This is a genomic window from Cetobacterium sp. NK01, from assembly GCF_024506395.1.
In the GTDB taxonomy this organism is placed as follows: Bacteria; Fusobacteriota; Fusobacteriia; order Fusobacteriales; family Fusobacteriaceae; genus Cetobacterium_A; species Cetobacterium_A somerae_A.
This window is the reverse complement of the sequence record NZ_JANIBO010000001.1, coordinates 643185-664806: the sequence shown is the minus strand read 5'-3', so window position 1 is coordinate 664806 and position 21622 is coordinate 643185. Positions and strand designations below refer to the sequence as shown.

The 21622-nt window shown below is 29.0% G+C and carries 17 protein-coding genes, 2 tRNA genes and 1 riboswitch; of the genes, 15 read left to right on the top strand and 4 right to left on the bottom strand.

Annotated elements, in window-relative coordinates; genetic code table 11:
- Nucleotides 1–39: 39 nt before the first annotated feature.
- On the top strand, nt 40–1509 hold the full coding sequence (locus NON08_RS03245; protein WP_256690055.1) for a nucleoside kinase: 1470 nt from the start codon (nt 40–42) through the stop codon (nt 1507–1509).
- Between the two features lie 40 nt (nt 1510–1549).
- Here NON08_RS03245 and folP read toward each other — a convergent pair whose 3' ends face one another.
- Genes folP through folE form a run of 3 tightly spaced genes read right to left on the bottom strand, consistent with a single transcriptional unit; the run spans nt 1550 to nt 3761 of the window.
- A complete protein-coding gene (gene folP, locus NON08_RS03240; RefSeq protein ID WP_256690054.1) occupies nt 1550–2380 on the bottom strand; it encodes a dihydropteroate synthase in 831 nt (276 codons plus the stop codon).
- 9 nt (nt 2381–2389) lie between these two features.
- Nucleotides 2390–3211 (bottom strand): 2-amino-4-hydroxy-6-hydroxymethyldihydropteridine diphosphokinase, encoded by an 822-nt coding sequence (gene folK / locus NON08_RS03235; RefSeq protein WP_256690053.1) that lies wholly within the window; start codon nt 3209–3211, stop codon nt 2390–2392.
- A gap of 13 nt (nt 3212–3224) precedes the next feature.
- Entirely contained in the window at nt 3225–3761 is a 537-nt protein-coding gene (folE, locus tag NON08_RS03230) for a GTP cyclohydrolase I FolE (protein WP_413774041.1), read from the bottom strand.
- 146 nt (nt 3762–3907) lie between these two features.
- Here folE and ylxM point away from each other — a divergent pair, with 146 nt between their 5' ends.
- The 13 genes from ylxM to NON08_RS03165 all read left to right on the top strand — a co-directional run bounded on the left by ylxM (nt 3908) and on the right by NON08_RS03165 (nt 18820).
- Entirely contained in the window at nt 3908–4219 is a 312-nt protein-coding gene (gene ylxM / locus NON08_RS03225) for a YlxM family DNA-binding protein (RefSeq protein WP_256690051.1), read from the top strand.
- Nucleotides 4220–4231: 12 nt separating this feature from the next.
- Nucleotides 4232–5575, top strand: a complete 1344-nt coding sequence (ffh, locus tag NON08_RS03220) for a signal recognition particle protein (protein WP_256690050.1) — start codon at nt 4232–4234, stop codon at nt 5573–5575.
- Nucleotides 5576–5638: 63 nt separating this feature from the next.
- Complete coding sequence (rpsP, locus tag NON08_RS03215) at nt 5639–5902, top strand: 30S ribosomal protein S16 (protein ID WP_023051405.1); 264 nt, start codon at nt 5639–5641, stop codon at nt 5900–5902.
- Nucleotides 5903–6017: 115 nt separating this feature from the next.
- Nucleotides 6018–8183: a Tex family protein gene (locus NON08_RS03210; RefSeq protein ID WP_256690049.1), complete on the top strand. Its 2166-nt coding sequence runs from the start codon at nt 6018–6020 to the stop codon at nt 8181–8183.
- A 3-nt stretch (nt 8184–8186) separates the two neighbouring features.
- Nucleotides 8187–10526 carry a sensor histidine kinase gene (locus NON08_RS03205; protein ID WP_256690048.1) on the top strand — a complete coding sequence of 780 codons (2340 nt, stop codon included), beginning with the start codon at nt 8187–8189 and terminating at the stop codon, nt 10524–10526.
- Nucleotides 10526–13321 carry an isoleucine--tRNA ligase gene (gene ileS, locus NON08_RS03200; protein ID WP_256690047.1) on the top strand — a complete coding sequence of 932 codons (2796 nt, stop codon included), beginning with the start codon at nt 10526–10528 and terminating at the stop codon, nt 13319–13321. The genes NON08_RS03205 and ileS overlap by 1 nt, the downstream gene beginning before the upstream one ends.
- Before the next feature lie 19 nt (nt 13322–13340).
- Nucleotides 13341–13799 (top strand): signal peptidase II, encoded by a 459-nt coding sequence (gene lspA, locus NON08_RS03195; RefSeq protein WP_256690046.1) that lies wholly within the window; start codon nt 13341–13343, stop codon nt 13797–13799.
- An 11-nt stretch (nt 13800–13810) separates the two neighbouring features.
- A complete protein-coding gene (gene glyQ / locus NON08_RS03190) occupies nt 13811–14683 on the top strand; it encodes a glycine--tRNA ligase subunit alpha (protein ID WP_256690045.1) in 873 nt (290 codons plus the stop codon).
- A 25-nt stretch (nt 14684–14708) separates the two neighbouring features.
- The gene (gene glyS / locus NON08_RS03185; RefSeq protein WP_256690044.1) at nt 14709–16784 is read left to right on the top strand and encodes a glycine--tRNA ligase subunit beta; all 2076 of its coding nucleotides are present in this window, start codon (nt 14709–14711) and stop codon (nt 16782–16784) included.
- A gap of 54 nt (nt 16785–16838) precedes the next feature.
- Nucleotides 16839–16926, top strand: a riboswitch (SAM riboswitch).
- Between the two features lie 81 nt (nt 16927–17007).
- Nucleotides 17008–18162, top strand: coding sequence for a methionine adenosyltransferase (metK, locus tag NON08_RS03180; protein WP_256690043.1), 1155 nt, complete (start codon nt 17008–17010; stop codon nt 18160–18162).
- A gap of 79 nt (nt 18163–18241) precedes the next feature.
- Nucleotides 18242–18598, top strand: a complete 357-nt coding sequence (locus NON08_RS03175; RefSeq protein ID WP_256690042.1) for an arsenate reductase family protein — start codon at nt 18242–18244, stop codon at nt 18596–18598.
- Nucleotides 18599–18666: 68 nt separating this feature from the next.
- A tRNA-Glu gene (locus NON08_RS03170) sits at nt 18667–18741 on the top strand.
- A 3-nt stretch (nt 18742–18744) separates the two neighbouring features.
- A tRNA-Val gene (locus tag NON08_RS03165) sits at nt 18745–18820 on the top strand.
- 85 nt (nt 18821–18905) lie between these two features.
- Here the strand turns inward: NON08_RS03165 and NON08_RS03160 are convergent.
- A complete protein-coding gene (locus NON08_RS03160; RefSeq protein WP_256690041.1) occupies nt 18906–19412 on the bottom strand; it encodes an OmpH family outer membrane protein in 507 nt (168 codons plus the stop codon).
- 247 nt (nt 19413–19659) lie between these two features.
- Between NON08_RS03160 and NON08_RS03155 the strand changes: the two genes are divergently transcribed.
- Nucleotides 19660–21618 (top strand): penicillin-binding protein, encoded by a 1959-nt coding sequence (locus tag NON08_RS03155; RefSeq protein ID WP_256690040.1) that lies wholly within the window; start codon nt 19660–19662, stop codon nt 21616–21618.
- The last annotated feature ends 4 nt before the right edge of the window (nt 21619–21622 follow it).

The following is a 21622-nucleotide window of genomic DNA, read 5'->3' as shown; positions in this document are numbered from 1 at the left end:
TACTAATTTAGAGTTATTTTTATAATTAGGAGGGATAATATGGAGAAGTTTGAAAGTAGAAAATATCATTTGACGGCAAAATTAATTTTATTAAAAGCTATAAATGATATTTATCCAGAGTTTCAATTGACTTTTAGAAATTCTTTGAATAATGGAGTGTATATAACTATAAAAGGAAAAAAATATATAACAGAGGATGAAATAAAAAAAATAGAAGTAAGAATGAGTGAAATAGTTTTAGAGTCACTAACTATAAAAAAAATTAATTTTAGTTCTGAAATTATAACTAAAAAACATTTGGAAAATATAAGAGAGGATTTAAAAGAACTTTTAGAAACGACAGGAATAATATCATTTTTTGTATATGAGTTAGATAATTATAGAACATATTTTATAGAAGAATTATATGAAAATACAAAGTATATAGATATTTTTGATTTGTACCCATACGATGAAGGATTTATTTTTAAGACGCCTAAGAATATTAACGGAGTTATTCAAATTCCACCAATGATAGATGATAGAAAATTGGCTAAAGTTTATAAGGAAAGTTCTAAATGGAATGATATAATGCAAGTATCATGTGTAGGAAGTTTAAATAGAATAAATTTGCAAGGAGATATAGTTGAATTAATAAGAGTTAATGAAACTTTACATGATAAAAAAATTACTAAAATAGCTGAAAAGATATTAGAGGATAGAGATATAAAAATAGTGACAATAGCTGGTCCAAGTTCCTCTGGAAAAACAACATTTAGTAATAGATTAAAACTCCATTTAATGGCTTCTGAAATAAGACCACTAATGATATCGTTAGATGATTATTATGTAAATAGAGATGAAATCCCATTAGATAAGGATGGAAAAAGAGATTTCGAAACAATAAAAGCTTTGGATATAGAACTTTTAAATAAAAATTTAAAAGATCTTATGTTAGAAAAAGAAGTAGAATTACCAAAATATGATTTTACAAGTGGGCAAAGAAAAGAAAAAGGGGAGAATGTAAAAATATCAAAGAATACAGTTATTATTTTAGAGGGTATTCATGGTTTAAATAATACCTTGATTGAAGGAATATCTCAGAGTCATATTTTTAAAATATATATAAGTTGTTTAACTCAACTAAATATTGACTCTCATAATAGGATAAAAACTAGTATTGTCAGAAAAATGAGAAGAATAGTTAGAGATAGTATTTCAAGGAATTTTGATGCTGAAGAAACTCTAGAAATGTGGGATAGAGTAAGAAAGGGAGAGAGTAAAAATATATTTCCTTATCAAGAAAATGCAGATATAATTTTTGATACTAGTTTAGCCTATGAAATTGGAGTATTAAAGCCAGCTGTAGAAAGAGAGTTGATTAAAATAAAAATGGAGAGTCCACACTATGATGAGGCTCGAAAACTTTTAAGATTATTAAGCTATTTTACAACAATTTCAGAAAGATACGTGCCAGATGAATCTATACTAAAAGAATTTATAGGAGGAAGTTATTTTTATAATTACTAACAAAAATAGTTAAAGAGAGAGTGGTATCACTCTCTCTTAATTATAAAATATTTTTTTTGAAATACACAATTTTATCAACTATAGATAAAGCTTTTTTATGCTCGAGTACATCGTGTACTCTTATAATTTTAGCACCATTTAAAATACCTAAACTATTAACAGCAATAGTTCCTTCGATTCTTTCCTGAGGAGATAGGTTTAAATCTTTACCTATAAATCCTTTTTTTGATACACCTAAAAGAATAGGGGCTATGAAAGATATTTCATTTAATCTATTTAAAACTTCAATATTTTCATCATACCCTTTTCCAAAACCAATACCAGGATCAATAATTATCTTATTTGTATTAACTCCATTTTTTTCAGCAATTTCGAAGGTTTTTTTGAAAAACTTCTTCATAGATAAAATTATATCATCTTGGTAAATTTTAGAATCTTGATTGTGCATAGCTATAACAACACAATCATACTTAGCTGCCACTTTAGCCATTTCGCCATTATCTTTTTGAAGTCCCCAAATATCATTAATTATATGAGCTCCAGCTTTAAGTGCTGCCTCGGCAACTTGGTGACGATAAGTGTCGATAGAAATAATGCAATTTAGTTCTTTTGAGATCTTTTTTATAATAGGAATAACTCTATTCAGTTCAACATCTAATTCAACTTCTGCGTGACCAGGTCGAGTTGATTGTCCGCCTATATCTATAATATGTGCCCCTTGAGAAAGAAGAGTTTTAGCATGTTCGAAAGCCAAATCTAATGAATTAAAAGAACCGCCATCTGAAAAAGAATCTGGTGTAACATTTAAGATTCCCATAATTAAAGTTTCGTTATTTAAAGAAAAACTTTTTCCTAATGAAGAAAAAATCATTTTAACCTCCTATATAGACTTATCTAAGATTCTTTTTAGTACAGAGATATACTTATTTTCTAAGGGATGAACTACATTTGGTGCTATTTCATTCAAAGGATCTAAAACAAATGAACGTTCACACATCCAGGGATGAGGAATTGCTAAATTTTCATCTTGAACAATTAAATTATTGAAGAGAAGAATGTCTATATCAATAATTCGAGGTCCCCACTTTATATCTCGAACTCTTCCCATTAGAAGTTCGATATTTAAAAGTTCTTTTAGAAGTTCTTGAGGAGTAAAGAGTGTTTCAATTTCAAGACATGCATTTAAAAAATTATCTTGAATAATATCCCCAAATGGTTCTGTTTCTAAAAAATTACTTGTTTTTAAAATTTTTGTATTTTTTAAGTTTGAAATATAAGTAATAGCTGTATTTAAATTTGCCTTTAAATCACCAATATTTGTTCCAATAGAAAGATACGAAATATTTCTAGAACGAGTAACTTCTATTGCCACAAAATCAAAGTGTTTTTGAATTGGTGCCCAAGGTTTTTTTACTGTAACTTTAACACTGTTAATAAGATAATATTTTGAAAGAATCATTTCTGCAATATTTTCAGCAAGAGCTTCAATTAAATCGAAAGATTTTGAAAAAAATATTTTCTCTATATCTTCAGCTACAAGTCCGTAGTGAGTTGAATAAGTTAAATCATCTCCAAGACCAGCTTTTCTAGTACAAGTTTCCATTTCAACACAGATAATAAATTTTTGTTGAAGAAATTTTTCTTCTGGAAAAACACCATGATTTCCTATAAATTCTAAATTTTCAATATATATTTTATCCATAAAATTTCCTTTCTTATATTTTTATTAAATTTAAAAATTCATGTTTTAAATTTTCATTAGAATTAAAAATACCTTTAGAAGAAGTTGTGATAACTTTACTTCCAATTGCTTTTACACCTCTCATTGTCATACAAGTATGTTCAGCTTCTATAACAACATAAACACCTTGACATTCCAAGCCAACAAAAATAGTTTCAGCAATTTCATTGCATAACCTTTCTTGGAGTTGAGGCCTTTTAGAATATGCTTCAATAATTTTTATGATATCTCCAAACCCAACTATTTCTCCATTTGGAATATAACCTACAGATATTTTTCCAAAAAATGGTAAAAAATGGTGTTCGCACATAGAGTAAAAAGCAACATTTTTTTCAATAACTAAATCATTGTTATTAACAGGAAATGTTCTTTTTAAAAAATCATACGGATTTATATTAAGTCCAGAGAAAATCTCTTTATAAAAAGACTCTATTCGATTGGGTGTATTTTCAATAACTTCACTAGAAATTAAGTTATTCTCTCTATTTATTTCAAGAATTATATTTTTTATATTTTCTTTTAAGTTCACTAAATCACCTCAAATATTTTGTTTAAATTAATTATAACATAGAGAGAGAGGTAAAAAAACTTAAAGTTTTGTAAAGAAAAAATGCTTGACAAAAAATGTGAACTTATATATAATATGTTGGTGATATTATGGAATTGAATGAGATGTTAGAAGTCTCTATTCTGCTTGACTATTATAGAAATCTTTTGAGTGATAGACAAAAAGAATATTTGTTAGAGCACTTCGAGGAAGATCTTTCTCTAACTGAGATTGGAAAGAAATATAATGTAAGTAGACAAGCTGTCTATGATAACATAAAAAGAGGAATAAAGATTTTAAGAGATTATGAAAAAAAGATAGGATTTTATAAAAGAGATTTAGAACTTTTAGCGCAGTTAGAAGATTTAAAGAAAAATTTTAAAATTGAAAATCTAGAGAAAATAATCGAAAAAAACTTTTAGTAGGGGTGGCCAATGTTAGAAAATTTAGGAAATAGATTCCAAGACATAATGAAAAAAGTAAGAGGTCATGGAAAACTAAGCGAAAGTAATATAAAAGAGGCTTTACGTGAAGTTAGAATGTCTTTACTAGAGGCCGATGTAAACTACAAAGTTGTAAAAGATTTTGTTGCAAAAATTCAAGAAAAAGCTATAGGATCTGAAGTATTAACTGGAATAAATCCTGGGCAACAATTTATAAAAATAGTAAACGATGAATTGATAGAACTACTTGGTGGAACTAATTCGAGACTTACAAAAAGTGCTAAAAATCCAACTGTAGTAATGCTTGCAGGGCTTCAAGGAGCAGGAAAAACAACATTTGCTGGTAAGTTAGCAAAGTACTTAAAAAAGCAAGGGGAAAAACCTTACTTGATAGGTGCGGATATCTATAGACCTGCAGCTATGAAGCAATTAGAAGTTTTAGCTCAACAAATAGGAGTAGATGTTTATTTTGAATTAGGAAGTAACGATGCTGTAGGAATTTGTGAAAGAGGACTACAAAAAGCCAAAGAAGCAGGAGCAACATATTTAATAATAGATACTGCAGGAAGATTACATATAGATGAAAAATTAATGGAAGAATTAAAAGAGGTTAAAAAAGTAGTTAGACCTCAAGAAATTTTATTAGTAGTTGATGCTATGATTGGACAAGATGCTGTAAATCTTGCACAGTCGTTTAATAATGCATTAAGTATTGATGGAGTAGTACTAACAAAATTTGATGGGGATACTAGAGGTGGAGCAGCACTTTCTGTTAAATCGGTAGTAGGAAAACCAATTAAATTTGTTGGAACAGGAGAGAAAATTGATGACTTAGAATTATTCCATCCAGAAAGATTGGCATCAAGAATTTTAGGAATGGGAGATGTTGTTTCTTTAGTTGAAAAAGCTCAAGAAGCAATAGGAGAAGAGGATGCAAAGTCTCTTGAAGAAAAAATTAGAACTCAAAAGTTTGATTTAGATGATTTTTTAAAACAATTACAAAATATTAAAAAATTAGGTTCTTTAGGAAGCATTTTAAAGATGATTCCTGGGATGGGACAAATTGGTGATTTAGCACCAGCTGAAAAAGAAATGAAAAAAGTAGAAGCCATTATCCAATCTATGACTAGAGAAGAAAGAAAAAAACCTGAAATTTTAAAAGCTAGTCGTAAACAAAGAATAGCAAAGGGTAGTGGAACAGAAGTTGCTGATATAAATAAATTATTAAAGCAATTTGAGCAGATGAGAGAAATGATGAAGATGTTCTCAACTGGAAAGTTCCCACAACTTCCTGGAATGGGTGGAAGAAAAGGTGGAATGAAGTTTCCATTTTAAATAGAGATTAGAAGTACTACCAAAAATAAAAAAATAGAAATATAAAAGGAGAAGTGATTTTAAATGTTAAAATTAAGATTAACTAGAATGGGAAGCAAAAAGAGACCTGTATACAGAATAGCTGCAATGGAAGCTTTATCAAGAAGAGATGGAAAGGCAGTAGCTTATTTAGGAAACTACTATCCATTAGAGGAAGGAAAAGTAACTCTTAAAGAGGAAGAGATCGTTAAGTTCCTTATGAACGGAGCACAACCAACAAGAACAGTTAAGTCTTTATTAGATAAAGCTGGAGTTTGGGCAAAGTTCGAAGCTGCAAAGAAAAACTAATTGCATAACTTTAGGTGCCTGAAAAGGCACCTTTTTTTTCTGTTTGTGTTAGACATTGATTATTAAAATATGGTATAATACGAGGTAAATTCAACTATGAAAAGGAGATGGATTAATGGATACACTCTTTAATAGAATTGCTAAAGAAACTGGATTAAATATTGAACAAATAACTAATACAATAAAACTTTTAGATGAAGGTTCAACTGTTCCGTTTATAGCAAGATATAGAAAAGAAGTTACTGGAAATTTAGACGAAACAAATATTTTGAAAATATCTGAATTAATAGTTTACTTAAGAAATTTAGAAACAAGAAAAGAAGAAGTTATAAGGTTAATTGAAGAGCAAGGAAAATTAACTGAAGAATTAAAAAAGCAAATACAGTTAGCTGAAAAGTTACAAAATGTAGAAGATTTATATTTTCCTTTTAAGAAAAAAAGAAAAACTAAAGCTGATACAGCAAAAGAGCAAGGATTAGAACCATTAGCACAAAAAATTTATGAGTTAAAAACAATAGCTGATCTTGAAAAAGAAGCTCAAAAGTTTATAACAGACGAAGTAGAAAGTATTGAAAAAGCTATTGAAGGAGCTAAACTAATTGTAGCTCAAAATTTATCTGAAACATTAGAGTATAGAGAAAAATTAAGAGAAGAAATGTTGAAAAAAGCTATTATTGTGGCTAAAAAAAGTAAAAAAGCAGATGAATTAGATGTAAAGCATGTGTATAAAGATTATTATGAATATACAGAACCTGTAAATAAAGCTTTATCTCATAGAATTTTAGCTTTAAATAGAGGAGAAAATGAGGGAGTATTAACGATCTCTTTAAATTTTGAAGAAAAAGATAGAGAAATTCTAGAAAGATATCTTTTAAAAGACTTTGTAAATAAAGAGTTGAATTTTTTCCATAAAGAGATTGTAATAGATGCTTTAGATAGATTGATTTTACCTTCTATTGAAAGAGAAGTTAGAAATATTTTAACAGAAAAAGCAGAGGATGAAGCAATTATTGTATTTAAAGAAAATTTAAAAAATCTTTTAATGCAACCACCACTTTATGAAAAAAATATACTTGCTTTAGATCCGGGTTATAGAACAGGATGCAAGGTTGCAGTTATAGATAAGAATGGTTTTTTTAGAGAAAATACAGTGTTTTATCTAGTAAAAGAGATGCATCATGAAAATCAACTGAAAGATGCAGAAAGAAAAATGAAAGATTTTATAAAAAAATATGAAATTGATATAATTGTTATTGGAAATGGAACTGCATCAAGAGAAACAGAAAGTTTTGTTGCAGAAGTTTTAAAAACTGTAGATAGAGATGTGAAATACTTAATAGGAAATGAAGCAGGAGCTTCAATATATTCAGCTTCTAAGATAGCAGTAGAGGAATTTCCAGATTTAGATGTAACCGTTAGAGGAGCGATTTCAATAGGAAGAAGAATCCAAGATCCTTTAGCAGAGCTAGTAAAAATTGACCCAAAATCAATAGGTGTGGGAATGTATCAACATGATGTTAATCAAAAAAGATTAGATCAATCATTGACTGAAGTAATAGAGCTTGTTGTAAATAGTGTAGGAGTTAATGTAAATACTGCATCATGGGCATTATTGTCATATGTATCGGGAGTTAAAAAAAGTGTGGCAAAGAGTATTGTAGATTATAGAAAAGAAAATGGTAATTTTAAAAATAGAAAAGAGCTATTGAAAGTAAAAGGTTTAGGAGCCAAGGCATATGAACAAATGGCTGGATTTTTAATTATTTTAGATGGTGAAAATACCTTAGATAACACAATAATACATCCAGAATCATATAATACTGCTGAAAAAATCTTGAAATCAATAGGTCTATCTTTAAAAAATTATGCTGATGAATTAAATAAAGCTAAAGAAATATTGGCAAATTTTGATTATAAAAAATTTGCTCAAGAAAATGACTGTGGGTATGAAACAGTAAAAGATATTTACGATGCTTTAGTTAAAGAGAGAAGAGATCCTAGAGATAGTATTCAAAAACCACTTTTAAAATCTGATATTTTAAAAATTGATAATCTTCAACCAGGAATGGAGTTAGAAGGAACAGTAAGAAATGTTGTGAAATTTGGAGCTTTTATAGATATTGGACTAAAAAATGATGCTTTACTTCATATTTCAGAAATTTCAGATAGATTTATAGATGATCCAGGTAAAGTTCTATCAGTGGGACAAATTATAAAGGTAAAAATAAAGGATATAGATAAAGAAAGGGAAAGAGTTGGACTAACTAAAAAGGGGCTTTAGAGGATGAAAATAAGAAAAGATTCCTTGTTAATAAAAATAATTTTTTACAATGATATAGCAATATTCTTAACTTCAATTTTAATTGCTATAGTTGTTATCTTGACCTCTTTTCAAGATATGGAACAAAGGATAGAAGATACAACTAAAAATAAAATGAATCTTTTGATGGGAAACTATAAATCCTATTTTGGAGAGATAAGAAATGATGTTTATAAAGAAATTGGAAAATATAGAATTAGTGAAGGGAATCAACAAATAGCAGAAATGCTAAAGTACAACTTATTAAAAGAAGATTTCAGAAATTATTATAATTCAGTAATAACTATTATTTCTTCGGATGGAGAATTGCTAGGAGAGTATGGAAATCGAGGTAATTTAGGTACTTTAAATGAAGATAATATTCATATTTTACTCGAGACTTCTAGTAAAAAAGAATTTGAAGAAACAGGTTATTATTTAGCTAGTGTTGATAATAAAATATATGCAAGAGTTGTAATTCCTTATGGAAATGAAACTACAACATATTATTTAGTGGTTTCGATTCCAATAAATAGAGATTTTTTAACTTCTTTAACAGATGGATTAGAATTAAGTTCAAAAGATAGAGTATATTTTGTGACAAATAGTCCAGATAAAGAGGAACTTCAAGCTAAGTTTTTCTTTTCAAATAGAACGTATAGGGAAATTTTAAAAAAAGACTATAAAAACTATTATTTGAATAAAAAAATAAATGGTTTATCATATTATGTTGGAATTTATAATTTAATAGGTTATAATGATAGTTATTTAGGAAGTTTTATACTTTCTCTTTCTAAAGAGAGATTAACAGAAGAAAAATTAATGACATCTATTTATATTGGAATTTTAGTCTTGTTAATTATGATTATAAGTTCAACAATTTCAAGCAAAGTGTTTAGAAAATTACTAATGCCTCTTACTCAAATTGCAGATTTAGCAGACCAAATCTCAAAAGGAGAAAAAGTTGAGGACATAAAGGTAGTTGGTCAAGGAGAAATAAGATCTTTATCAATTTCTTTTAAAGAGATGATTGAAAAATTAAATATTGCTCAAGAAGATTTAACTATACAAAATAAAGAACTAGTTAGAAATATTGAGAGGATCGAAGCTATTGATAAGCTTTTAATGGGAATGAATATAGAGCAAGATACGTTTAAGACTATTAAAAAACTAGTTTCAGGATTTACATCAGAGGTTGGTTTAGGTTATAGTAGAGCAATGTATTTTCGTTATAGTAGAGAAAATGATTATTTGATAGGAGAAGAAATTTCTATCAATCGAACTTTAGCAGAAGAAAGTAAAAAAGGTTTTAAATTTCAATTAAAAAATTTAAAAGAGTTAGTTTTATTTACAAAAGTTCCAATTAATACTGAAAATTTATTAGCTAAGTCCTTCAAAGAGCAAAAAATAATTTATAAAAATGACGCTGGATATAAGTATGATTTAGGGAATGATGTTCTTAAAGCAATTGGATTAAAAAACTTTTTTATTTTTCCAATTCATGGAGCTGGAAAATTTTCAGGAGTGATAGTTGTAGATAACTATACTAAGGATATTAGAATAAATCAAGAAGAGTTAGAATTACTAAATCTTCTTTCGATGAATTTCTCTATAGGAATAAATAATAAAGAAACGATTTTAGATACTTTAGAGAGTCAAAGAGTTACGACAATAGAAAAATTAGCAACACGGTTCTTGAGATTAAGAGGTGAAGTTGTTGAGAAATTATTGGAGTGTGTTGATTCTGAAAATCCTGGCGAAAAGATAATAGAGGAATTAACTATAATTAAGCCTTATCTAGCTAGAATTAAAGAGGATAATGAATCATTAAAAGCTTATTCTGAAGAAATTGAAGACACGTATGAGAGAGTTTGTTTAGATAAAATAATAAATGAAACGATTATTCAATATAGTAAGAAATTTAAAAGTGCAAATATTTCAGTATCTTTTTTTAATGCTACAAGTGGAACAGTTTTAGGTAGTAAACGAAAACTTCAAAAAGTAATAAAAGAACTTATAGATAATGCGTATAACGCTTTATTAAATAAAGAGAGTAACAGAAGAATTGATATAATTTTATCAAAGAGAAAAATTAATGAAAAAATAGAATTAAAAATTATTGATAACGGTATAGGGCTATCACCAAAACAATTAGAAGAGATATACGAACCGTTTATAAGCTATTCTCCACAAACATTAGGATTAGGATTATTTTTTACTCATAAAATAATTAAAGATCATGGTGGGGTAATAAAACATTTTTCAGAAGAGGGTAGCAATACAGAAGTAAAAATAACTTTAAATGCATATAAGGAGGAAGTCTAATGGAAGAAAGAGATTACGGGAAAACGTTGAACCTTCCGAAAACAAGTTTCCAAATGAGGGCAAACTTACCAACGAAGGAACCAAACATCTTAAAAAAATGGGATGACGAAAAAATTTATGAAAAGGGATTACAAAAGGGAAGTAAAACATTTATACTTCACGATGGACCTCCATACGCAAACGGTGGAATCCATATAGGTCATGCTTTAAATAAAATATTAAAAGATATAATTTTAAAGTATAAAAGATTATCTGGATACACAGTGCCTTACGTTCCAGGATGGGATACTCATGGATTACCGATAGAATTAAAGGTAAGTGAAGAATTAGGTGCAAAAATGAAAGAGATGTCACCTCTTGAAATCAGAGAGAAATGTACAGAGTACGCTAAAAAATGGGTAGAAATTCAAAAAGAAGGATTCCAAAGATTAGGAGTTTTAGGAGAGTGGGATAAGCCATACTTAACTTTAAACCCTGAGTATGAAGCAAAGCAATTAGAAGTATTTGGTGAGCTTTATGAAAATGGATATATTTTTAAAGGATTAAAGCCAATTTACTGGTCGCCAGTAACAGAAACAGCTTTAGCAGAAGCTGAAATTGAGTATAAAAATCATGTTTCTCCATCTATTTATGTAAAAATGGAAGCAAACAAAGAGATTATGGATAAGTTAGGAATGACAGAACCATTATATCTAGTTATTTGGACAACTACTCCATGGACTTTACCTGCAAATACAGGAATTGCTTTAAATGGAGAGTTTGAGTACGGAATATATAAAACAGAAAAAGGAAATCTAATTTTAGCAAAAGTTTTAGCAGATAAGGCATTTAGCGACATGGGAATAAAAGAGATGGAGCTAGTAAAGGAGTTTGTTGGAGCTGACTTAGAGAACTTAACATATAAACATCCATTCTTAGATAGAACAGGAAAAGTGGTACTAGGAACACATGTAACTGCTGAAGCAGGAACAGGAGTTGTACATACTGCACCAGGACATGGTCAAGATGACTATGTTGTAGGAGTTAGATACGGATTACCAATCATTTCTCCAATTAATAATAAAGGTGTATTAACAGAGGAAGCTGGACAATTTGCTGGATTATTCTATAAAAAAGCAAATAAAGTTATAGCAGAGCACTTAACAGAAACAGGGCACTTATTAAGCTACAAAGAGTTTGAGCACTCTTATCCTCATGACTGGAGATCAAAAACTCCAGTAATCTTTAGAGCAACTGAGCAGTGGTTTATAAGATGTGAAGGTTCAGATTTAAGAGAAAAGGCATTAAGAGCTTTAGATGATGTTAAATTTGTTCCAGAGTGGGGAAGAAATAGAATAGGTTCTATGTTAGAGACAAGACCTGACTGGTGTATCTCAAGACAAAGAACATGGGGAGTACCAATTCCTGTATTCTATAATGAAGCAACAGGAAAAGAGATATTCGAAAGAGAAATTTTAGATAGAGTTATTGAACTTGTTAAAAAAGAAGGGTCAGCAGCTTGGGTAAAATATTCGGCTGAGGAATTAATTGGAGAAGATCTATTAGTTAAGTATAATCTAAAAGGATTAGAATTAAGAAAAGAAACAAATATAATGGACGTTTGGTTTGACTCAGGAGTATCTCATAGATCGGTTTTAGAGACTAGAGAGGGATTACACAGACCGGCTGACTTATATTTAGAAGGATCAGATCAACATAGAGGATGGTTCCAAACATCACTATTGACATCAGTTGGATCAACAGGAGATGCACCATTTAAAATGTTATTAACTCACGGATTTGTAAATGACGGAGAAGGTAAGAAAATGTCAAAATCTGTAGGAAATGTTGTGGCTCCGCAAGATATAATCAAAGTTTATGGAGCAGATATACTAAGATTATGGTGTGCATCAGTTGATTATAGAGAAGATGTAAAAATATCTGATAATATTTTAAAACAAATGGCAGAAGCTTACAGAAGAGTAAGAAATACAGCTAGATATATATTAGGAAACTCAGCAGATTTTAATCCGTTAACAGATGCAGTAGCTTATGAGGACTTAATGGAAATTGATAAGTGGGCATTAAATAAGTTAGAAAGATTAAAAAGGGTAGTAACAGAATCATATGAAAAATATGAGTTCTATAATTTATTCCAAGAAATTCACTATTTCTCAGGAATTGATATGTCAGCATTCTATTTAGATATAATCAAAGATAGATTATATGCTGAAAAAGCTGATTCTAAAGAAAGAAGAGCAGCACAGACAGTAATGTCAGAAGTTTTAGTAACATTAACTAAAATGGTAGCACCTATATTATCATTTACAGCTGAAGAGATTTGGGAAACTTTACCAGAATCATTAAAGGATTCTGAGTCAGTATTATTAACTGATTGGTATGTAAACAATGATCAATACTTAAATGATGAATTAGATACAAAGTGGGAAGAGATTGTAAAGTTAAGAAAAGATGTTAATAAAACATTAGAGTTAGCAAGACAAGGTGAAAATAAGATAATAGGAAACTCTTTAGATGCAAAAGTTATTTTAAGTGCAGATAATGCAGAGTTAGTAAAATTCTTAGAAGATAATAAAGAGATTTTAGAAGAGGTATTTATCGTTTCTCAATTAGTAATTGCTAATGAAAAAGATGATTCATTTGTAAAAGGTGAGGAGCAAGAAGCTTTATTTGTAAAAGTTGAGCATGCAGATGGAGAGAAGTGTGAAAGATGTTGGAAATACTCGACAGAGTTAGGAACTAATCCAGAGCATCCAACAGTGTGTCCAAGATGTACGACAGCACTAGCTGATTAATTATTCAAAGAGGTGAGCTGTGTTATATATAGGGATAATATTTTTATTAGTTTTTCTAGATCAAATATCCAAATATGAAGTCGATACATGGTTAGTAGAAGGTCAAACTTTCCCAATTGTGGGAGAGTTTTTCCATCTTACATATGTAAAAAATAGAGGTATTGCTTTTGGAATGTTTCAAGGTAAATTAGATATAATCTCTATTTTAACTGTTTTAGTAATAATTGGATTAGGATTTTATTTTTTTAAAAATAGAAAAAAGTTATCAGTTATAGAGAGGTTAGGGTATTCATTTATTTTAGGTGGAGCGATCGGAAATATAATAGACAGAATTTATAGAGGTTTTGTTATTGATATGATTGACTTTAGAGGTATATGGGTATTTGTATTTAATTTAGCTGATATTTGGATAAATATAGGAGTTATTTTAATAATAATAGATAGCTTGCTAGATAGTAAAAGGAAAAAGAAAGATTAGGAGGAAGTGAAATGACATTTCAAGAGATGATATTTGCTCTTCAGCAGTATTGGAGTTCAAAAGGGTGTATCATTGGGAATCCATACGATATAGAAACAGGAGCTGGAACATTTAATCCGAATACATTTTTAATGTCTTTAGGACCAGAACCATGGAATGTAGCATATGTTGAGCCATCAAGAAGACCAAAGGATGGTAGATATGGAGAAAATCCAAATAGAGTTTATCAACACCATCAATTTCAAGTTGTAATGAAGCCATCACCAGATAATATTCAAGAACTTTATTTAGAATCACTAAAAGTTTTAGGAATCGATCCTTTAAAACATGATATTCGTTTTGTTGAAGATGATTGGGAGTCACCAACATTAGGAGCATGGGGATTAGGATGGGAAGTATGGTTAGATGGAATGGAAGTAACTCAGTTTACATATTTCCAACAGGTTGGAGGATTAGAGTTAGAAGTTGTTCCTGTTGAAATAACATACGGATTAGAAAGATTGGCATTATATATTCAAAATAAAGAAAATGTGTATGATTTAGAGTGGGCACCAGGAATTAAATATGGAGATATGAGATATCAGTATGAGTATGAAAATTCAAAATATTCATTTGAAGTAGCAGACTTAGAGAGTCACTTTAGATGGTTTGATGATTATGAAAAAGAAGCTGATAGAGCATTAAATGAAAATTTAGTAATGCCAGCATATGACTATGTTTTAAAATGTTCTCACACATTCAACGTTCTAGACTCAAGAGGAGCAATCTCTACAACAGAGAGAATGGCTTATATTTTAAGAGTTAGAAACCTAGCTAAGAGATGTGCAGAAGTATTTGTACAAAATAGAAAAGAACTAGGATACCCTTTACTGAAAAAAAAGTAAAAGGAAAAAAGAGGAGGAATAGAAAGTGAGATTACTTTTTGAAATAGGAATGGAAGAGTTACCTGCAAGATTCCTTGTTCAAACTCTAAAAGAGATGAAAGAGAACTTAGAAGGTAAGTTAAATGAAAAAAGAATAAAATTTGATGAAATAAAAACTTTTGGAACACCAAGAAGACTGGTTGTTTTAGTAGAGGGATTGGCAGAAACTCAAGAAAACTTAGATATCTTAAATATGGGACCTGCAAAGCAAGTTGCTTTTGGTGAAAATGGAGAGATTTCAAGAGCAGGATTAGGATTTGCTAAATCTCAAGGCGTAGAAGCTACAGATTTAGAAATCATAGAAACTCCTAAAGGGGAGTATATAGCAGTTAGAAAGTTTTTAAAAGGTGAATGTACAAAAGCTCTACTTTCTGATCTTTTAAAAGAATTGGTACTAGAGATAAACTTCCCTAAATCAATGAAGTGGGGAATGAAAAAATTAAAGTTTGCTAGACCAATTCAATGGTTTTTAGCTTTAGTAGATGGAGAAATAGTAAATTTTGAAATAGAAGGAATAAAAAGTGGAAGAGCATCTAGAGGACATAGATTCTTTGGAAGTAATTTTGAGGTTTCTACTATTGATGAATATTTTGAAAAAATAAAAGAAAATAATGTAATTATAGATGTTGAAGAGAGAAAGAACTTAATTAAGAAACTTATAAAAGAAAAATGCGAGGATTCTAATGAGCAAGTTTTAGTAGATGAAGATTTATTAAAAGAGGTTGCAAACTTAGTTGAATATCCATATCCAATAGTTGGAACATTTAATTCTGATTTCTTAGAAGTACCTCAAGATGTTTTAATTATATCTATGCAAGTTCACCAAAGATATTTTCCTATTTTAGATTTAGAAGGAAAACTTTTACCTAAATTTGTTGTAATTAGAAATGGTATTGAAGATTCTGAACAAGTTAGAAAAGGAAATGAGAAGGTTTTATCTGCGAGACTTGCTGATGCAAGATTCTTCTACCACGAAGATTTAAAGAAGCCTCTAGTAGAAAATGTTGAGAAATTAAAACAAGTTGTATTCCAAAAAGATTTAGGAACTATATATAACAAAATTGAAAGATCTCAAAAAATAGCAGATTATTTAATAGAAGCTACAGGAATGGAAACTAGAAAAGAAACGATTGATAGAACAATTTTACTAGCAAAAGCTGATTTAGTTTCTAATATGATTGGAGAAAAAGAGTTTACAAAACTTCAAGGATTTATGGGAGCAGACTACGCACTAAAATCAGGAGAGTCTGAATTAGTAGCAAAAGGAATTGAAGAACACTATTATCCAAGATATCAAGGAGATTTTTTACCAAAAGGTGTAGAAGGAATTATAGCAGGAATATCTGATAGAATAGATACTCTTTGTGGATGTTTTGGTGTTGGAATAATTCCAAGTGGTTCTAAAGATCCGTTTGCTTTAAGAAGAGCAGCTTTAGGTATTGTAAATATTGTTTTAGATTCAAATTTAAATATTTCTTTAAAGGCTTTAGTAGAAAGAGCTTTAGACACACTTGCTGCTGCAGGAGTATTAAAAAGAGATAAAGCTGAAGTTTTAAATGAAGTAATGGAGTTCTTTAAGCAAAGAGCACTAAATGTATTTACAGAAATGGGATATTCAAAGGATATTGTATCTGCAGTTGTAGATAAGAGTTTTGACAACTTGGTTGATACTTTATTAAGAATAAAAGCAGTTGATGAATTTACAAAAATGGATAGCTTTAATAACTTAGTTTCATTAATGAAAAGAGTTGGAAATATCTCTAAAGGATTTGAAGGAGTTATGGTAGATCCGAACCTTTTAAAAGAAGAGATAGAGAAAGAACTATTTGATAAATCTCAAGAAGTTGCAAGAGATGCAAAAGAGATGTTAGTTGCTAAAAATTATATAGGATACTTAAATGTACTTTTATCAACTGAAGATATTATCAATAGATACTTTGAATCTATAATGGTAATGGACAAAGATGAGGTTATAAAAAATAATAGATTATCACAACTTAATTATATTGCGACAATCTTTAATAAAATGGTCAATCTAACATTAATTGAAGAGAAAAAATAAAAAAATATTGACTAATTAATACAAATAATATATAATTTAATTACAAAAAAAACAAAATCATCAAGAGAGACTGAGGGACTGGCCCTATGACGTTTCAGCAACCTACCGAAAGGGTGTGGTGCTAATTCCAGAAAGATGACTTATAGAGGATACAAGCCTTTTATCTTTCTGGAGAGATAAAAGGCTTTTTTTATCTCTTTTGATAAATATTTAGGAGGAAACAATGAAAAATTTAATTTATTTCACATCGGAGTGTGTATCACCAGGACATCCAGATAAAATAGCAGATCAAATATCAGATGCGGTATTAGATGCGTGTATAAAAAATGATCCATCAGCAAGAGTAGCTTGTGAAGTGTTTTGTACAACAGGACAAGTAGTAGTTGGTGGAGAAATTACAACTACAACTTATATAGATATACAAGATATAGTTAGAAATAAAATTAATGAAATAGGATATAAAAATGGAATGGGATTTGATGCAGATTGTGGTGTATTAAATGCAATTCATTCACAATCACCAGATATAGCTATGGGTGTTGATATTGGAGGAGCAGGAGACCAAGGTATTATGTTTGGTGGAGCGGTTAAAGAAACACCAGAATTAATGCCATTAGCATTAGTTTTAGCAAGAGAAATTATCGTTAAATTAACAAGATTAACAAGATCGAAGGATTTAATGTGGGCGAGACCAGATGCAAAATCACAAGTGACGTTAGCTTATGATGAAAATGGAAAAATAATAGGTGTAGATACTGTAGTTGTATCGGTTCAACATAATCCAGATGCAACTCAAGAAGAAATCCACCAAGATGTTAAAGAGTTAGTTATAAAGCCGGTTTTAGAATCATATAATTTAAATGCTGAAGATGTTAAAAACTATCATATAAATCCAACAGGAAGATTTGTAATTGGTGGTCCTCATGGTGATACAGGATTAACTGGAAGAAAAATAATCGTAGATACTTATGGAGGATTCTTTAGACATGGTGGTGGAGCATTTTCTGGAAAGGATCCATCAAAAGTTGATAGATCTGCAGCTTATGCAGCAAGATGGGTAGCTAAAAATATAGTTGCTGCAGATTTAGCAGATAAATGTGAAATCCAATTATCTTACGCAATTGGAGTAGTAGAACCAACGTCTATAAAAGTTGAAACTTTTGGAACAGGAAAAGTAGATGAGATAAAATTAGCAGAAGCTGTAAAAAAAGTATTTGATTTAACTCCAAGAGGAATTGAGAGAGATTTAGAACTTAGAAGCGGAAAGTTTAATTATCAAGATTTAGCTGCTTTTGGTCATATAGGAAGAACAGATTTAGATTTACCTTGGGAAAGAGTAAATAAAGCTGAAGAATTAAAAAAATATTTAAATAGATAAAACTATACAAAAAAGGAAGGAATTAACTTCCTTTTTTTTCATTTTAATGGTAAGCTATAGAAAAAAGAGGTGAAATAATATGAAATATTTATTTGTTAATTATCCAAAGTGCTCAACATGTATAAAAGCTAGGAAATGGTTAGAGGAAAATGGAGTTGAATTTGAATCAAGACATATTGTTGAAAATAACCCAACTAAAGAAGAGTTAAAAAAATGGATAGAACTAAGTAAACAACCCATAAAAAAATTTTTTAACACAAGTGGAATTCTTTATAGAGAAATGAATTTAAAAGAAAAGGTAGCAGAGAATAATGAGAATGAGCTTTTAGATATTTTATCTACAAATGGAATGTTAGTAAAAAGACCGTTGTTGGTGGGTAAAGATGTAGTTTTAATAGGGTTTAAAGAAAAAGAATGGGAAGTTTTAAAAAAATAAAAAACTTATTGACATTTTATAAAAAAAATGGTATTATAGTTATGTAGCAACAACGCAAAAGCGCAGTTGCCCCGTTCGTTCAGTGGTAAGGACAATAGATTTTCACTCTATAAACAGGGGTTCGATTCCCCTACGGGGTACCATTTGGAAGCATAGCTCAGTTGGGAGAGCACCTGCCTTACAAGCAGGGGGTCACTGGTTCAAGTCCAGTTGTTTCCACCATATAAGTTATTAAAAGCACGTTAGTGCTTTTTTTTTATTTTTTATAAAAAAATAAAAAAGGCTATAATTATATTTATAACCTCTTTTACAGTTGCTTTTTTAAAAGATTAGTTGTATCTAATTTATAAGATTCTTTATTATTTAAAAAATTAATTACATCTTCCGTTAAATCTACACCACCATAAATTGTTGCACTTTTTTCAATAACCATTTCTAAATTTTTTTGTTTTCCAATTAAAATGGCGACAGAATCAATTTCAAATTTTATATCGTATATAAAATTTTGTTGATCTTCTTGAAAAGCTCTTTCAGAGGTTTCAATTTTTTCTTGAAATTGTTTTTTTAAATCTAATAATTTTTTTTTGTCATCCTCTGTTATTTTTGATTTTGATTTTATAATTTTTTCTTGTTCTAATAGACTTTGTCTAAGCCCTTCAATTTCTGAATTCAACTCTATTCTTTTACTTTCAAGTTTATCTTCCATTTCAAAACGTTTGTTGTATTGACTAAAGATATATTCAGAGTCAATAACTCCAATATTGAGTGCAAAGGCTGAAGTGGTTATAAAAAGCAATAGAAATAAAACATTCATATAATTACTCCTTTTTGTGGAATTTTATTCTTATTATACATTATTTTGTTAATATTTGATATAATATTTAAAAGAAAAATAAAAAGAGGGTGGAAACTTGAATAAAAAACTAAAAATATTCTTACTTTTAATACAAATGTTGGGTATAGGACTTTCTTTATACTATAAAAAATTTTTATTAACAGTGGCAGTTGTATTGATGTTAGTATATAATTTATATATTTTTTTTAAATGGAAAAAAATAAAAATGAAAAACAATTTTATACTAAGATCTTTTATAGTATCAGATATAATTTTATTTTGTTTTTTTATTTTAATTTTTAGAATGATTCAGATACAACTATTTGATTCAAATAATTATAAAGAAGCTGTAAATAAACAAGTAAATGTTGAAAGAAAGGAAGGGGGAGAAAGAGGAAATATATACGACTCTAAAGGTAAAGGACTGGCATATAGTATAAATATGTATGAATTATCTGTAGATCCTAAAAGATTTGTAAAATCAGATGTTGCTCCTGAAGTATTAAAAGAACTAGTAAATAAAAGATATATTAAAGATAATTATAAACCTCTTTTAAATACAATAAATAAGCTTGGAAAAGAAGAGAGGATATATAAAAGATTAAATAGAAATATAGATGATGTTGAAAAGAAAGAGATTGAAGAAATCCTTGAAAAATATAAAATAAAAGGGAAAAATATTATATTTTTAAGTGGAAGGAAAGAGAGAAGATACTATAAACCTGATCAATATTTCTTTTTAGTAGGAAATATCGGATTTAAAAAAGGAACTGAGAAAGAAGGGGTATTTGGAATAGAACTTTTTTATGAAAAATATTTAAAAGGTGATAAAACGTCAAAAATAATTCCAAGTATAAGAAGTTTAGGAATTGGTTTGCCAACATCTGGAGCTAGGACAAAAGTTAATCTAGAGGGAATGGACGTATATTTAACCATAGATAATGATTTACAATATATATTGAATGATGAAATGGAAAAACAATTTAAAAAAACCAATGCCGAAGAAGCTTATGCAGTTATGATGGATCCCAATAATGGTAAAATTTTAGCAACATCATTTTTTAGAAAAAATAAGAAAAATGTGGCAAATCCAATATTCCAATCTCAAGTAGAACCAGGTTCTATTTTTAAACCTTTAGTAATAGCAGCAGCGATGCAAGATAAAAAAATAAGAAGAAATACTAATTTTGATATAGGTGACGGTACGATTAAAAGATATAAACATACTATAAAAGAAAGTAGTAGAAGTGTAAAAGGTATATTGACAACAGAAGAGATTTTAAAAAAATCAAGTAATGTTGGAATGGTATTGATTAGTGATAAGTTTACAAATGAAGAATTTGATGAATATTTAGAAAAATTTGGATTATATGATAGAACTGGAGTTGACTATCCTTATGAAAAAAAACCAAGAAGAGAAGCTGTTAAAAGATGGAATGGTCTAAAGAAAAGTACAATGAGTTTTGGACAAGGAATTGCAGTAACTCCTATTCAAATGATAACGGCATTTTCTGCTGTAATTAATGGTGGGATAATGTATCAACCATATATAGTTGATAAAATAACTGATAAAGATGGATTAGTTATAAGAAGAAATTTACCTATAGAAAAAAGGAAAGTTTTAACAGATCAGGTTTCTAAAGAAATGAGAGCAATAATGGAGTTAGCAGTTTTAGAAGGAACAGTAAAAAAAGCGCACGTAGACGATTATAGAATAGGAGGTAAAACTGGAACTGCTCAGTATAGTGAGCATGGTAGATATGTAAAACATGAATATTTATCATCAGTTATGGGATTTTTTCCTGTAGATAAACCACAATATATACTTTTAGCAATGTTTTTTAAACCACAAGGAGATGTGTTATACGATAAGTATGGAGGAACAGCAGCAGCACCAGTTTTAGGTGAAGTTGTAAAAAGAGTTACTAAAATAAAAAATATATATTCTCAAAAAATTGAAAATATAAGAGTTCAAGGAAAAAAAAGTTTAAAAAGTGTTGAGAATAATGAAGAATTGCTTATAATGCCAGACTTAAAAGGATTAAGTGCTAGAGAAGTAATAGAGATATTTAAAGGCAGTGATATAGAAATTGAATTAGTTGGAACAGGTGTAGTTGAAAGTCAAAGTATAGAGCCGCAAAAGGATTTAGTAGATATAAAAAAAATAAAAATAAAATTAAACTAGGAGA

Coding starts and splice junctions, on each gene's coding strand:
- ileS (WP_256690047.1), top strand. CDS start 10,526: ATGGAAGAAAGAGATTACGGGAAAACGTTGAACCTTCCGAAAACAAGT.
- NON08_RS03175 (WP_256690042.1), top strand. CDS start 18,242: ATGAAATATTTATTTGTTAATTATCCAAAGTGCTCAACATGTATAAAA.
- ylxM (WP_256690051.1), top strand. CDS start 3,908: ATGGAATTGAATGAGATGTTAGAAGTCTCTATTCTGCTTGACTATTAT.
- NON08_RS03245 (WP_256690055.1), top strand. CDS start 40: ATGGAGAAGTTTGAAAGTAGAAAATATCATTTGACGGCAAAATTAATT.
- metK (WP_256690043.1), top strand. CDS start 17,008: ATGAAAAATTTAATTTATTTCACATCGGAGTGTGTATCACCAGGACAT.
- rpsP (WP_023051405.1), top strand. CDS start 5,639: ATGTTAAAATTAAGATTAACTAGAATGGGAAGCAAAAAGAGACCTGTA.
- NON08_RS03160 (WP_256690041.1), bottom strand. CDS start 19,412: ATGAATGTTTTATTTCTATTGCTTTTTATAACCACTTCAGCCTTTGCA.
- folP (WP_256690054.1), bottom strand. CDS start 2,380: ATGATTTTTTCTTCATTAGGAAAAAGTTTTTCTTTAAATAACGAAACT.
- NON08_RS03205 (WP_256690048.1), top strand. CDS start 8,187: ATGAAAATAAGAAAAGATTCCTTGTTAATAAAAATAATTTTTTACAAT.
- NON08_RS03155 (WP_256690040.1), top strand. CDS start 19,660: ATGAAAAACAATTTTATACTAAGATCTTTTATAGTATCAGATATAATT.
- folK (WP_256690053.1), bottom strand. CDS start 3,211: ATGGATAAAATATATATTGAAAATTTAGAATTTATAGGAAATCATGGT.
- ffh (WP_256690050.1), top strand. CDS start 4,232: ATGTTAGAAAATTTAGGAAATAGATTCCAAGACATAATGAAAAAAGTA.
- glyQ (WP_256690045.1), top strand. CDS start 13,811: ATGACATTTCAAGAGATGATATTTGCTCTTCAGCAGTATTGGAGTTCA.
- NON08_RS03210 (WP_256690049.1), top strand. CDS start 6,018: ATGGATACACTCTTTAATAGAATTGCTAAAGAAACTGGATTAAATATT.